10 protein-coding genes and 1 pseudogene are annotated in these 14,480 nt (G+C 35.4%); all 11 read left to right on the top strand.

The window, feature by feature from the left end; all coding sequences use genetic code 11:
- The first annotated feature begins 35 nt into the window (after positions 1-35).
- The 11 genes and pseudogenes from H3Z85_02870 (at position 36) to H3Z85_02820 (ending at position 14,477) form a co-directional block, all read left to right on the top strand.
- Positions 36-1,247, top strand: a complete 1,212-nt coding sequence (locus H3Z85_02870; GenBank protein ID QPQ52447.1) for an efflux RND transporter periplasmic adaptor subunit — start codon at positions 36-38, stop codon at positions 1,245-1,247.
- Positions 1,248-1,364: 117 nt separating this feature from the next.
- A pseudogene (locus tag H3Z85_02865) lies at positions 1,365-2,892 on the top strand (glycosyltransferase family 39 protein).
- Between the two features lie 67 nt (positions 2,893-2,959).
- Positions 2,960-3,715 carry a subclass B1 metallo-beta-lactamase gene (gene bla / locus H3Z85_02860; protein ID QPQ52446.1) on the top strand — a complete coding sequence of 252 codons (756 nt, stop codon included), beginning with the start codon at positions 2,960-2,962 and terminating at the stop codon, positions 3,713-3,715.
- A gap of 152 nt (positions 3,716-3,867) precedes the next feature.
- A complete protein-coding gene (locus H3Z85_02855) occupies positions 3,868-4,773 on the top strand; it encodes an NAD(P)/FAD-dependent oxidoreductase (GenBank protein QPQ52445.1) in 906 nt (301 codons plus the stop codon).
- Positions 4,774-4,925: 152 nt separating this feature from the next.
- Complete coding sequence (locus H3Z85_02850; GenBank protein ID QPQ52444.1) at positions 4,926-6,191, top strand: serine hydroxymethyltransferase; 1,266 nt, start codon at positions 4,926-4,928, stop codon at positions 6,189-6,191.
- A 56-nt stretch (positions 6,192-6,247) separates the two neighbouring features.
- Positions 6,248-6,706, top strand: a complete 459-nt coding sequence (locus tag H3Z85_02845; GenBank protein QPQ52443.1) for a RecX family transcriptional regulator — start codon at positions 6,248-6,250, stop codon at positions 6,704-6,706.
- A gap of 59 nt (positions 6,707-6,765) precedes the next feature.
- Positions 6,766-7,866: a DegT/DnrJ/EryC1/StrS family aminotransferase gene (locus H3Z85_02840; GenBank protein QPQ53829.1), complete on the top strand. Its 1,101-nt coding sequence runs from the start codon at positions 6,766-6,768 to the stop codon at positions 7,864-7,866.
- Between the two features lie 127 nt (positions 7,867-7,993).
- The gene (locus H3Z85_02835) at positions 7,994-9,922 is read left to right on the top strand and encodes a polysaccharide biosynthesis protein (protein ID QPQ52442.1); all 1,929 of its coding nucleotides are present in this window, start codon (positions 7,994-7,996) and stop codon (positions 9,920-9,922) included.
- 36 nt (positions 9,923-9,958) lie between these two features.
- Positions 9,959-10,777, top strand: a complete 819-nt coding sequence (locus tag H3Z85_02830; GenBank protein ID QPQ52441.1) for a polysaccharide biosynthesis/export family protein — start codon at positions 9,959-9,961, stop codon at positions 10,775-10,777.
- An 8-nt stretch (positions 10,778-10,785) separates the two neighbouring features.
- A complete protein-coding gene (locus H3Z85_02825) occupies positions 10,786-13,182 on the top strand; it encodes a polysaccharide biosynthesis tyrosine autokinase (protein QPQ52440.1) in 2,397 nt (798 codons plus the stop codon).
- Entirely contained in the window at positions 13,182-14,477 is a 1,296-nt protein-coding gene (locus tag H3Z85_02820; protein ID QPQ52439.1) for a nucleotide sugar dehydrogenase, read from the top strand. The genes H3Z85_02825 and H3Z85_02820 overlap by 1 nt, the downstream gene beginning before the upstream one ends.
- Positions 14,478-14,480 lie beyond the last annotated feature (3 nt).

Raw genomic sequence — 14,480 nt, 5'->3', positions numbered from 1 at the left:
CTTTATATAAAAAAATAAACTATACAACTATACATATGAAAAAGAAATTCACTTGGAAAAAAGCCATTTATATAGTGTTGGGGCTTTTATTTGCAGTGGCATTGTTCTCAGGGATTGGCTATCTTATTAAATCGAACTCTCAGGAGGGAGAAGCTTTCCTGACCCGTAAACCTACGATTCAGAATATGGATGATAAGGTAATGGCTACAGGAAAAATTGTTCCGAAAGAGGAAATTGAAATCAAACCGAATATTACCGGGATTATCGATAAAATTTTAGTGAAAGAAGGAGATAAAGTGGAGATAGGACAGTTGATTGCTACTGTTAGAATTGTTCCCAGTATTTCTGAAGTAAACGCTGCTCAGCAGGAAGTTCAGAATGCACAGCTTCAAATAAGTAATGCCAAATTGAATGTTGGAAATATGCAGAAGCAATATGATATGCAGGACAGACTTTACAAGCAAGGGGTAGTTTCTAAGCAGGATTATCTAAACTCACAGCAACAATTGTTTTCTCAGCAGCAGACCCTTAAAAATGCTCAGCAACAATTGAATACCGCTCAAAAAAGATTGCAGATTGCAAAAACAGGAGCAACTCCGGAACTTCAGGGGCAAGGTCTTGCCACTACACAGATTCGTTCCAAGGCATCAGGAACCGTTCTTGAAGTTCCTGTAAAATTGGGAAGCCAGGTGATTGAAGCAAATAATTTCAATGCCGGAACAACGATCTGTTCAGTAGCAGACTTAAATTCTTTAATCTTTAAAGGAGAAATTGATGAGGCACAAGCCGGCAAATTAAGCCAGGGAATGGAAATGAACATTGTGATCGGTGCCTTACAGAATAAAACATTTCCGGGAAAACTTACCATGATCGCTCCTAAAGGAAAAGATAATGCAGGAACCATCAAATTCCCGGTAGAAGGGAATGTGGAAAATCCTAATAATGAATATATCAGAGCAGGGTTCTCTGCGAATGGTGAAATTGTATTAAGCTCACAAAAAAATGCTCTGCTGTTGGATGAGTCCCTCGTTCAGTATGAAAAGAAACAGGGGAAAGATGTTCCTTTTGCAGAGGTAAAGCAAAAAGACGGAAAATTTAAAAAAGTATACTTGAAACTGGGTGCCAGCGATGGGATCAATGTTCAGATTCTTCCTGGCTCAGAAATAACCAAAGATTCTGAAGTGAAAGTATGGAACCCGTCTGATAAAGATAAAGAAGAACTAAAAGAAAAAGCAAAGAAAAAATAATAAACTAACACTATACATTTTTAAACTGTTGAATCCCGGAGACCTGTCTCCGGGATTTTTTGTGATGTAATAAAAAGAAAGGTAAAATGTCTTAATTTTAATTCCAAACTTTAAACCATGAAGAAAAGTTATGTGGTCCTCCTTCTTTTTATTATTGCAAAGTTTATTCTTCAGTATTCACTCATTACTCCGGAATATGAATTGCAGCGCGATGAATATCTGCATCTCGATCAGGGATATCACCTTGCATGGGGATATTTGTCTGTTCCACCCGTTACCTCATGGCAGGCCTGGATGATCAGGATGTTGGGAGGTTCTGTGTTTTGGGTTAAATTTTTCAGGCTTTATTCGGAGCCTTAACGATCGTTGTAGTCTGGAAGATCATTGAAGAATTAAAGGGAAGCCTGTTTGCTCAGGTTTTAGCCTCTTTAGGACTGCTATTATCAATACTTCTCCGTTTAAATATGCTTTTCCAGCCTAATTCATTAGAAGTGCTTCTATGGACCTTGTTTTTCTACATTCTGATCCAATATATCAATTCGGAAAAAGTAAAATGGCTCTATTGGGGAGGATTTGTTTTTGGCCTCGGGGTTTTAAATAAATACAATATTGCTTTTCTTGCGTTGGGTTTTATTCCGGCCCTTTTATTCACCCGTCAAAGGAAAATTTTCATCAACAAACATGTATATGGAGCGTTACTTTTAACATTCATCATTGTGTTGCCCAATCTTCTCTGGCAATATCATTATCGGTTTCCTGTCATACACCATATGAAAGAACTTTCAGAACGGCAGTTGGTTAATGTGAACAGATTTGATTTTTTAAAAGCTCAGATGCTGTTTTTTATAGGGGTTGTTTTTGCTGTTATTGCCGGTTGGTATGCCCTGTTGTTTTATCGGCCTTTTGAAAAAATCCTGTTCTTTTTCTGGGGATATGTCTTTACAATAGGATTATTTATGTTTTTCAAAGCAAAAGATTATTATGCGATAGGGCTTTATCCCGTGTATATTGCTTTTGGGAGTGTTTATCTTGATTATTGGTTCGGTAAAGGATGGAAAAAGTCTGTAAACCTGTATGTATTATATTTCCCATACTTATGTTTCTTCCCTTATATTTCTTTGCATTCCCCAATAACAGTCCTGAATATATTGCAGGTCACCCGAAATGGTACAAAGAGATAGGTTTGCTTCGATGGGAAGACGGAAAAGATCATTCCTTACCTCAGGATTTTGCTGATATGCAGGGATGGAAGGAGCTGGCACAGAAAGTAGATAGCGAGTACTCTTATTTGTCAAAATCAGGAAATACATTGGTTTTATGTGACAATTACGGCCAGGCCGGTGCCATCAATTATTATTCGAAATTGGGAATCAGGGCTGTGTCATTCAATGCAGATTATATCAATTGGTTTGATTTAAGTAAAAAATATAATAATGTCATCAGGGTTAAAGATTATTCCGAGTCTAAAAATGAGCTCAGGGAAACAAGTCCTTATTTCGAAAACAGTGTAGTGGTTGGTTCAGTTACCAATCCGTTTGCAAGAGAAAACGGTGCCATTATTTTCGGGTTTAAAGGAGCGAAAATAGACATCAACAAAAGAGTATCAGATGAAATAGATGAGGTTAAAGCGTATCTTAACAGATAATTAACTTTTTTTGGCAAGAGGTAACGGATAAGAATCTTTAAATTAGTTACATCGTTAAAGAATTGATATGAAGTCCGTATCCCAAATACTATTACTTTCCCTGTTTTTATTTTTTTTGAATTGCAATACCAAGAAATCTTCACATGTGCCTAAGGTAGTCTTTAAAACCGATAACCTCACCGTTATTCAGTTGTCCGATCATGTGTACCAGCATATTTCTTACCTGAATACAGACTCTTTTGGCCGGGTACCCTGCAACGGAATGGTTGTAAAGCAGGGAGATGAAACCGTAATATTAGATACTCCTTCTGATGACAAAAGTTCAGCAGACCTTATTTCCTGGATTAAAAATAATCTGAATGCAGGTGTTAATGCTGTCGTTGCTACTCATTTTCACAATGACTGCTTGGGCGGTCTTAAAGAATTTGATAAAAATAAGATCCCTTCCTATGCCAGTAAGAAAACAATCGGTCTTGCTCAAAAGAATAATGCAAATATTCCACAGCATAGTTTTGACAATGATCTGACATTAAAAGTCGGGAGTACGAATGTTTTTGTGAAATATTTCGGTGAAGGCCATACAAAAGATAATGTAGTAGCCTACTTTCCTGATGAACGGATTATGTTTGGAGGTTGTTTGATCAAAGAAATAGGAGCAGGCAAAGGCTACTTAGGAGATGCTAATGTAAAAGACTGGTCAGCTACCGTGGCCAAGATAAAAAAACATTATCCTGATGTGAAAATTATCATCCCGGGTCATGGTGATACAGGAGGAATAAAACTACTGGATTATACGATTGCCCTTTTCAAGGATGAATCATAGCCTCTTTAATGCATAGAATTTTCCTTTCCACGGATCAGGTGTATAATAATTATAAATATATAAAAATATTTAATGCAACTTTATTGCGTTAACTGTTTTTTGATTTATCTTTGTCATGGCAAACAGTTATTATTGCTTTAGAACCAATTACAATGGAAAATAAAAATTTTGACGTTATTATCATTGGAGGCAGCTATGCAGGGTTATCTGCAGGGATGGCTTTAGGAAGATCATTGAGAAATGTTGCAATCATTGATAGCGGAAAACCCTGCAACAGGCAGACTCCCCATTCACACAATTTTATCACTCACGACGGAAGGCCTCCGAAAGAAATTGCGGGGCTGGCCAGAGAACAGGTAGAAAAATATAATACAGTGAAATTTTATCCGGGAACTGTCATTAAGACAAAAAAGACTCCCGAAGGTTTTAAAGTAGAAACCGATACCCATGATTTTTTTTACGCTAAAAAACTGATTTTGGCTTCAGGAGTAAAAGACATCATGCCTGAGATTCCGGGGTTTGCAGAGTGCTGGGGAATTTCTGTACTCCATTGTCCTTATTGCCACGGTTATGAAGTGAAAAATGAGACCACGGGAATTCTGTCTGACGGAGATATGGCTTTTGACTTTTCAAAACTGGTTTTTAACATGACAAAAGACCTGACCTTGCTGACGAATGGAAATTCTGTTTTAACAAATGAACAGATTGAAAAATTAAAACAAAATACTATCAGCCTGAATGAAAATGAAATTGATAAGATTGAACATACAGACGGATATATTCAAAAGGTTGTCTTTAAAGACGGAACTTTTCTTCCGCTAAAAGCTTTATATGCTAAAATTCCTTTCCAACAAAATATCAATATTTCTGAAGATCTTGGCTGCGAAATGACAGAACAGGGATTTGTAAAAGTTGATTTTATGCAGAAAACAAGTATTCCCGGAGTCTTTGCCTGTGGTGATAATGTAACGATGATGAGATCGGTTGCTAATGCCGTTGCTCAAGGAAATTTTGCGGGCGCTGTAGCCAATAAAGAGCTCGCTGATGAAGCTTTTTAAACCATGAATCTGATATGATTATGAAGACCTGAAGTCATAATTTAACCTATTGTTTTTCCATATCTCGCGTTCAAAAATCATTTTTTTGATACTGAAATCTCGACGAAAAATCCGTACATTTGGAGTGAAAAATTTCAAAAACTAAAAGTAAAATGGATATTATTTTCGACCTGATTGAAAAAGAAAGACAAAGACAAACTCATGGATTAGAGCTTATCGCATCAGAAAATTTTGTTTCTGAAAATGTGATGAAAGCAATGGGAAGTGTACTGACCAATAAATATGCTGAAGGATATCCCGGAAAGAGATATTACGGAGGATGTGAAGTAGTAGATGAGGTTGAAACTCTTGCGATCAACAGAGCAAAAGAGCTTTTCGGTGTAGATTATGTAAATGTACAGCCACACTCAGGTTCTCAGGCCAATGCAGCCATTTATCTTGCAGTTTTGAAACCAGGTGATAAAATTATGGGGATGGACCTTTCAATGGGAGGGCACCTTACTCATGGTTCTGCCGTGAACTTCTCAGGAATTCAATACGAGGTCGTTTCTTACGGAGTAGAAAGAGAAACAGGCCTTATCGATTACAATCAAATGAGAGAAGTAGCTCTAAGAGAAAGACCAAAAATGATGATTGCAGGTTTCTCTGCTTATTCAAGAGATCTTGATTATACTAAATACAGAGAGATTGCAGACGAAATAGGTGCGACACTTTGGGCTGATATTGCACACCCTGCAGGTCTTGTAGCCAAAGGATTACTGAATTCTCCGTTTGAACATTGCCACGTAGTAACTACGACCACTCATAAAACATTAAGAGGTCCAAGAGGAGGAATGATTATGATGGGGAAAGATTTCGAAAATACATACGGTCATAAGACTCCCAAAGGAGAAATTAAAATGATGAGCCAGGTATTGGACGGAGCTGTATTCCCGGGAATACAGGGAGGTCCGCTGGAGCACGTGATCGCCGGTAAAGCAGTTGCTTTCGGAGAAGCTCTTGATGGACAGTTTGAAACCTATGCAAAACAAGTGAAAGCTAATGCTCAGGCCTTATCAAAAGCAATGATCGACAGAGGATTTGATATTGTAAGTGGAGGAACTGATAATCACCTTATGTTGGTAGATCTTAGAAATAAAGGAGTAAACGGTAAAGAAACTGAAAAAGCATTAGTTCTTGCCGATATTACATGTAACAAAAACATGGTTCCTTTTGATGATAAATCACCATTCACTACATCAGGTATCAGATTAGGAACAGCTGCCATTACTACCAGAGGCCTTAAAGAAAATGATATGGATACTATTGCAGGACTTATTTCTGAAGTTGTTGACAATATCAAAAACGAAGAAGTTCTTGCTTCCGTAAGAAAGAAAGTAAACGAACTGATGGAAGGGAAGGCTTTATTCAACTATTAATTGAGAGTATTATAACATATAAAGAATGAGCGCTTGCTCATTCTTTTTTTATACACATGGAGAAAAAATCTTTTACTTTTGATGAAATTAAGCAAAAACTGGTCAGCTATTGCGTATATCAGGATCGCTGTCATGCAGAAGTAGAACAGAAAATGAGAGAATTTTTGCTTATTGATGAAGCAAAAGAAGAAATTATTTTATTTCTTTTGAAAGAAAATTATCTCAACGAAGAGCGTTTTACCCGTAGCTATATCAGAGGAAAATTTTATATCAATCATTGGGGTAAAAATAAGATCAGAATGCATCTTAAACAGAAGCAAATTTCTGAAAGACTGATGAATAAGTGCTTTGATGAAATTTATGAAGATGACTATATAAAAACAATTTCAAGAATCTACGAAGACTACTTTTCAAAGCAAAAAGGGATACCCGAATATCAAAGAAAATCTAAAACCATAAAATATCTCATGAGCAGAGGTTTTGAATATGAGAAAATAATTGATATTTTTGGCTGAAAATTAATAACAACACAAAAGACTTGGAAGAAAATAAGATCTGGTTGTCACCTCCGCACATGGGAGGAAACGAATTGAAATATATACAGGATGCTTTTGATACCAACTGGATTTCTCAGTATGGATCAAATATCGATGAATTTGAAAAAATATTGGAAAATTCACTGGGAAATAATTCATTCGTAACGGCGTTGTCTTCCGGTACAGCAGCAATACACCTTGCATTAAGATTGCTGGATGTGGGAGAAGGTGATTTCGTCATATGCCAGTCCTTTACTTTTGTTGCTTCCGCAAATCCTATACTTTATCAAAAAGCGATACCTGTTTTTGTAGACAGTGAGTCTACTACCTGGAACCTGTGTCCAAACGCCGTAGAGGATGCTATTAAATACTGCTTGAAGCAAGGTAAAAAACCCAAAGCAATCATTACCGTTTCTTTATACGGAATGCCGTTTATGGTAGATGAAATCCTTGAATTATCAAGGAAATATGATATTCCGGTCATTGAAGACAGTGCAGAAGCCTTGGGAAGTAAGTATAAAAATAAACCCTGTGGAACTTTTGGGGATCTTTCAGTCGTCAGCTTTAATGGAAATAAAATTATCACCACTTCAGGCGGTGGGATCCTGATATCTCGGAATAAGGAAAGTAAGAATAGGGCGATCTATTTTGCCACCCAGGCCAAAGAAAACAGAGACTATTACAGCCATTCCGAAGTAGGATATAACTATAGGATGAATAATATATCTGCAGGAATCGGCAGGGGGCAGCTTGAGGTTTTGGAAGAAAGAATTTTTAAAAGAAGAGAAAATCACGAATTTTATAAAAATATTTTTAAAAATATTGAGGAAGTAAATCTTTTTGAGGAACCTGTGGATGGTTATTTTTCTAATTATTGGTTAAATACAATCACCATTGAAGGAAATAATATAGAAATAACAAAAGAAAATTTAAAAAGAAAGTTTTCTCAAAATAATATAGAAACCAGGTATTTGTGGAGACCCATGCACTTGCAAGCACTTTTTAAAGAGTATAAATTCTTTGGAAGTAATGTTTGTGGTATAATTTTTGACAAGGGTTTATGTTTACCGTCAGGCACAAATTTGACTGATCGTGACAAAGATAAAATAATGAACATTTTAATAAATTTCAGGAGCTAGATTTATTTTTTTAAAATCTGAAGCATAGACGATATTTTATTTTAATTTTGTAGCAATGCTTTACAGTATTTTAAATTGGTAACTGAGATTGTACCGTAATAATAACATATGAACACAAATAAAGACAATGTATAATTCTTTCAGGAAAAAAATATTTGGAGGAGATAATGTTGTCAATCTCTCAGATGTAAGATATCTACCCAGGTGGATAATCCTAATTATAGATATTATCATTCTGGTAATTTCGCTATTCCTTTCAACGTATATCATAGAGAAAATTACGCAAAGGGAGTTTATTTACCATGAAGATAAAAGTATTGTTTTTGCTTTTATCGTAATCGTAAATACTGTCTTTATGTATTTTTTTAAGACCTATGCAGGCATCATTCGCCATTCAACATTTATAGATCTTTTTAAATTATTTGTATCATGTCTTTGTACAATGCTTGCCATTGGAACAATAAACATATTCTATTTCTGGACTACTGGAAGTAAGTTTATACTGACTCCCTATTTGGTGCTGTATTTTGTTATTTCTTTTATGGGGTTATTTCTTTTCAGGCTTTATGTTAAGGAATTTTTTCATGTGGTGAGAGAATACAGGAGAAGCGCTCTGAAGAAAAGAATCTTGGTACTTGGTATTGATGAGCAATCTATTGCAATTGCCAGAGCTATTTTGGATAATCCAAGTCTGCCGTATCAGGTGGTTGGTTTCTTAACCCAAAGAACAGATTCCAAAAGAGCTTCTTTGCTAGGTAAGCCTATCTACGAGAAACAAAAAATTGAAGAAAATACAAAAGAGGATCTGATCATTGACGGGGTGTTGGTCGTTAAGGAAATGATGGCCAGAGAAGAAATGAATTCATGGGTAAACTTGTTCCTTGAAAAAGATTTAAATGTTTTCAAAGCACCATCTGTACAAAAGCTTAGAGACAGTGATTTAGGCGGCTCCATCAAGAATCTTCAAATTGAAGATTTACTGAACAGAAAACCTATCAAGATCCAAAACGAAAAAATTAAAAGCAGACATTTTGAAAGAAACGTACTGGTAACCGGAGGAGCAGGATCTATAGGAAGCGAAATCGTAAGACAAGTTGCTTTAGTTAATCCTTCATTAATTGTTGTGCTTGATCAGGCCGAAACGCCACTGTATGAGATTGAACTTGAAATGAGAGAGAAGTTTCCTAATATAGCTTTTAAATTTGTTTTAGGAGACGTTTCTAATCAGCACAGAATGGAATCATTGTTCCAGCAATATAATTTCTCAATGGTCTATCATGCAGCTGCCTATAAACATGTTCCGTTAGTAGAAGAAAATCCGCATGAGGCTATTTTTGTTAATATTTTAGGATCTAAAATTATTGCAAGGTTATCAAGTAAATATAAGGTGAATCGTTTTGTCATGGTTTCCACTGATAAAGCAGTAAACCCTACGAACGTAATGGGAGCTTCAAAACGAGCCGCTGAACTTTTTGTACAATCTCTCCAGAATCTGGAAGGTAATACTACTAAATTTATCACCACAAGATTTGGAAATGTTTTAGGATCAAACGGTTCTGTGATTCCTCATTTTAAAAAACAGATCGAAGCAGGTGGTCCCGTAACGATTACCCATCCTGATATTGTCAGATATTTCATGACCATTCCTGAAGCTTGTGAACTGGTTCTACAGGCCGGTACGATGGGACAGGGCGGAGAAATTTTTGTGTTTGACATGGGTGAGCCAGTTAAAATTCTTGATCTGGCGAAAAGAATGATTAAGCTTTCAGGATTTGAACCCAATATTGATATCAAGATAATTTATACAGGTTTAAGACCTGGAGAAAAGCTTTATGAGGAGCTTTTAAGTGATAATGCCAAAACGCTTCCTACTCATAATGAAAAAATTATGGTATCTAAAGATCCAACTATAGGATTTGATGAAATTGATTTGCTGACCAAGCAAATTACGAAAGCCTCTTTACGAAGAGACAAGGTAGAAGTTGTCAAGCTTCTAAAAATGATTGTGCCCGAATTTAGGAGTAATAATTCTATCTACGAGGCATTGGATAAATAGAAAAATATAAATGTATATTTGTACAATTTTAAAAATATGAAGGGAAAAATATTAGCAATATTTCTGGCATTGACGCTGGTTTCCTGTAAGGTTAACCAATCCAGGCCAAATGACTTGAACTATATGCAGAATATAGAGAAAGTGGCTATAGAGGCATCAGAGAAAAATTCTAAGTCTACAATACAAACGGGAGATCAGCTTATTATTTTGATTACAGCAAAAGATATGGACGTTGTGAAACCGTTCAATCAAAACTATTCATCTTCTGAACTTATCCAGACTAACACTCTTGCAGGTAGTAATATGCCAAATCAAGGGGCTACTATTCTTTCCGGACCTACTTATATTGTAGATAGCAATGGAGATATCGATTTTCCGGTATTGGGGAAATTAAGTACCTTAAACAAAACTTTGGTAGAGTTTAAAAATGAGTTAAGACAAAAAATGACTCAATATGTAATTAATCCAACCGTTAATGTGAGGATTGCTAATTTTAAAGTGACAATACTTGGAGAGGTGAACCGACAAGGTGATTATACAATTGCAAACGGACAAGGAACCATACTTAATGCTTTAGGCCTTGCCGGAGATCTTACGCCTTATGGGAAAAGGGAAGACGTTCTTGTCATCAGAACGGAAAATGGTACAGTTACACACGGACGAGTAAACCTACAGGATGCAAATCTCATCAACTCACCGTATTATAATTTAAAACAAGGTGATGCCATTATTATATCATCCAATAATACAAAGGATGTTATGTCCAAACAAAATCCAAATACAGGCCTTATTTTAACCGGTGTGTCTATTGCCGTTACAGCAATAGCAGTAGTAGTAAGTTTATTTAAGAAATAAAAAAATTGATGGATAATCAGCAAACTTCACAATTTTCAGAAGAAAATAATTCAGACAGTATTAACATCAATGAGATCATACAACCATTTGTACGAAGATGGCCATGGTTTTTAGTAAGTGCACTAGTAGCTTTGGTAATAGGCTATATCTCATTAAAATTTATGGTACCTGTATATGACGTACAATCTACTATACTTATTAAAGACGCTAAAAACTCTGCGTCTCCGGTAGGGATGGGGAATGATTTAGGGATTTTACCTGACCTTTCAGGGCTTGGCGGACTGAAGACTAACAGTATTGCAAATGAAATAGAAATCCTTAAGTCTAAAAAAATGATGCGTGAGGTTGTTGTTAACCAAAACCTTCAAACTAACATTATTGCAAAGGGTAGAGTTACAAGCATTGAACTATACAAAGAAACTTCACCTATTGAGGTTCGTATAATTTCAGAAAAAGATAATAAATTTCCTACTAATAATATAAACTTAGTAACTGATGGAGAAAAATTGACCATAAGTTCAGATATCCTTCAAAAAGATATTGTGACATCTTATGGAAAGACAATCAGTTTGCCGTTTGCTAATATTATTATTACAAAAAATCCAAAATTTAATTCTACGGAGATTAAAGGGGTAGATGTAAAAAAACTTGAACTTCAGATTTCCACTACAGATGCTAAGGTGAATAGCCTTCAATCTGCATTAGATGTTATCCTTGCAACTAAAGATGCTACAGTAGTAAAATTAGGATTGAAATATCCTCAGATATCTAAGGCTAAGGATGTTTTGAATACATTAGTAATGGCATACAATAATGATGCTATTTCAGATAAAAACTCGGAATCTAAAAAGACTCTTGATTTTATTGAAGACAGAATTAAAAGGTTATCCGGAGAACTTGGAGATGTAGAAAATCAGAAAGAAAATTTTAAATCGAAAAATAATATTACGGATATTGAAACTGAAGCTAAAATCAATTTAGAAAGCTCTGCTGCAGCAAGAGCTAAACAATTGGAGGTTGATGCTCAGTTAGAACTTACCAATGCTTTAATCGGATATGTAAGTAAACAAGGGCAATATCAGGTTCTTCCTGCTAATGTTGGTCTGAATAATCCGGAATCTGTTGCTGGAATCTCTGCTTATAATCAGTTAGTGTTGCAAAGAAACAGACTTCTTGAATCTGCAACACCTGAAAACCCTGCTGTGGTAGATGTTACGAAACAAATCAACTCGATGCGTAATTCTATTATGCAAAGTCTTCAAAGAAATCAGGTTGGGTTGTCACTAGCAAGAAATGAGTACTTGGGAGAACAAAATAAGGTTACCGGTAAAATTTCGAAACTTCCTTCCATTGAAAAAATGTTCAGAAGTATTGAAAGACAACAACAGATCAAGGAAAATTTATACCTTCTACTGCTTCAAAAAAGAGAAGAAACAGCAATAGCGCAATCAATTGTGGCACCGAAAGCAAAAGTAGTTGATGCTGCTTATCCTTCTCCAGCTCCTGTATCTCCAAAGAGAGGTGTTATTCTTATGGTAGCTTTGGTAATGGGGGTTCTGGTACCGTTTATTATTATTTATCTTTCCCAGCTTCTTAATAATAAAGTTGTCACTAAACATGATCTTGAAAAATTGGTACATGCTCCTGTCATTGCAGAGCTACCAAGTCTTGAAAAGGGAGATCCTGATATTGTTAGAATGAATGATATTAATCCCATGGCAGAAGCATTCAGAATTCTTATCACCAATATGAATTTTATGCTTCCTAAGGATAAGAAAAGCAAAGTGGTATTTGTAACTTCAACTGTGAAAGGTGAAGGGAAGACTTTTGCATCTGTAAATCTAGCCTTAACATTAGCTAATCCAAAGAAAAAAGCCATCATCATAGGTTCAGATATCAGAAATCCACAGCTTCAAAGATATAATCCTTCTAGAAAAGGACTCACTGGGCTTACAGAATATCTTTACAGTCCCCAAACAAAATTAGAAGATATTATACATGTATCATCTTTTAATCCTCATTTAGATGTTATTTATTCAGGAATGATACCTCCAAATCCTACTGAGCTCCTTTCCAACGGACGCTACGAAAACTTACTTAATGAGTTAAAAGAAAAGTATGATTATATTATTCTGGATACGGCTCCACTATTATTAGTTACCGATACGTTCCTTATTGCTGATCTTGCTGATATTACTATATACGTGTCAAGATCTAAATATACTGAAAAAGCATTGCTGGAATTTGCTAATGGTAATATTGATCAGAAAAAAATTAGAAATGTTGGGTTTGTTCTAAATGATGTTAGTAGAGAAAATCTTGGATACAGTAATAAATATGGTTACGGATACAATAATCAGAGTGATGAAACCTGGTTGGAAAAAATTAAAAATAAATTTAGCTAATGATGAAAACATATAAAATAGCTGTTATAGGGCAAGGTTATGTAGGGCTGCCTTTATCTTTAGAATTTGCTGTTCACTATCCGGTTTTAGGATTTGATATTAATGCAGAAAGAGTTGCTCAGCTTAATCAGGGAGTCGATATTACTCTTGAAGCTGAAATTGAAAAACTTAATGACGGGTTAAAAAATTTCAAAGACTCTACTGGAGGTATAGGATATATGGCTACCAGTACTTTGGCTGATATAGCTGAAGCTAATATTTTCATAGTTACTGTTCCGACGCCTATTGATAAATATAATGCTCCTGATCTGAAACCATTGATTTCCGCATCAAAAATGTTGGGAGAGATTATTAAAAAAGGGGATATAATTATCTATGAGTCTACTGTTTTCCCTGGTTGTACAGAAGAAGAATGTGTTCCAATCCTTGAAAAACATTCAGGTCTGGTATTTAATAAAGACTTTTTTGTAGGTTATTCTCCGGAAAGAATTAACCCGGGTGATAAAGTAAATACACTTACAAGTGTTAAGAAAGTAACTTCTGGTTCTACAGATGAAATTGCCGAAGAAGTAGATCAATTGTATAAAAAAATTATTACTGCCGGAACACATAAAGCATCAAGTATTAAAGTAGCAGAGGCATCCAAAGCTATAGAAAATGCGCAGAGAGATGTAAATATATCTTTTGTGAATGAGCTGGCACTGATCTTCGACAGAATTGGTATTGATACCAATGATGTATTAGAAGCCGCAGGAACAAAATATAATTTCCTTAAATATAAACCAGGATTGGTTGGAGGACACTGTATTTCAGTTGACCCTTATTATCTTGCTCACAAAGCTGAACAGTTAGGATATCATCCAGATGTAATTCTTTCAGGACGTAGGGTAAATGATTCAATTGCCAAGTTTGTTGCGTCCAAAGTAGTTAAGCTTTTAATTGCAAAAGGAGGAGTTATCAAAAATTCAGAGGCTCTTATCTTAGGAGTTACTTTTAAAGAAAACTGTCCGGATGTAAGAAACACGAAAGTAGTAGATATTTACAAAGAACTTATTGATTATGGAGTAAATGTAGATATTTATGACCCATGGGCAAGTAAAGAAGAAGTAAAACATGAATATGGCATTGATATTCTTGACGTTCTTAAGGAAGGTAAAAAATATGACTCTATTATTATTGCAGTGTCTCATAATGAATTCCTTCAAATGGATCTTGCAGAATTAAAAAGAGAAAATGCTGTGATTTTTGATACTAAGGCTTGTTTAGATAGAAATTTAGTAGACGCAAGATTATAATCA

The organism is Chryseobacterium indologenes (genome assembly GCA_016025055.1).
Taxonomy (GTDB): domain Bacteria; phylum Bacteroidota; class Bacteroidia; order Flavobacteriales; family Weeksellaceae; genus Chryseobacterium; species Chryseobacterium indologenes.
The sequence above is the reverse complement of the archived record's forward strand: the minus strand, read 5'-3'. Positions and strand labels throughout refer to the sequence as shown.

Coding starts and splice junctions, on each gene's coding strand:
- H3Z85_02870 (QPQ52447.1), top strand. CDS start 36: ATGAAAAAGAAATTCACTTGGAAAAAAGCCATTTATATAGTGTTGGGG.
- bla (QPQ52446.1), top strand. CDS start 2,960: ATGAAGTCCGTATCCCAAATACTATTACTTTCCCTGTTTTTATTTTTT.
- H3Z85_02855 (QPQ52445.1), top strand. CDS start 3,868: ATGGAAAATAAAAATTTTGACGTTATTATCATTGGAGGCAGCTATGCA.
- H3Z85_02850 (QPQ52444.1), top strand. CDS start 4,926: ATGGATATTATTTTCGACCTGATTGAAAAAGAAAGACAAAGACAAACT.
- H3Z85_02845 (QPQ52443.1), top strand. CDS start 6,248: ATGGAGAAAAAATCTTTTACTTTTGATGAAATTAAGCAAAAACTGGTC.
- H3Z85_02840 (QPQ53829.1), top strand. CDS start 6,766: ATGGGAGGAAACGAATTGAAATATATACAGGATGCTTTTGATACCAAC.
- H3Z85_02835 (QPQ52442.1), top strand. CDS start 7,994: ATGTATAATTCTTTCAGGAAAAAAATATTTGGAGGAGATAATGTTGTC.
- H3Z85_02830 (QPQ52441.1), top strand. CDS start 9,959: ATGAAGGGAAAAATATTAGCAATATTTCTGGCATTGACGCTGGTTTCC.
- H3Z85_02825 (QPQ52440.1), top strand. CDS start 10,786: ATGGATAATCAGCAAACTTCACAATTTTCAGAAGAAAATAATTCAGAC.
- H3Z85_02820 (QPQ52439.1), top strand. CDS start 13,182: ATGATGAAAACATATAAAATAGCTGTTATAGGGCAAGGTTATGTAGGG.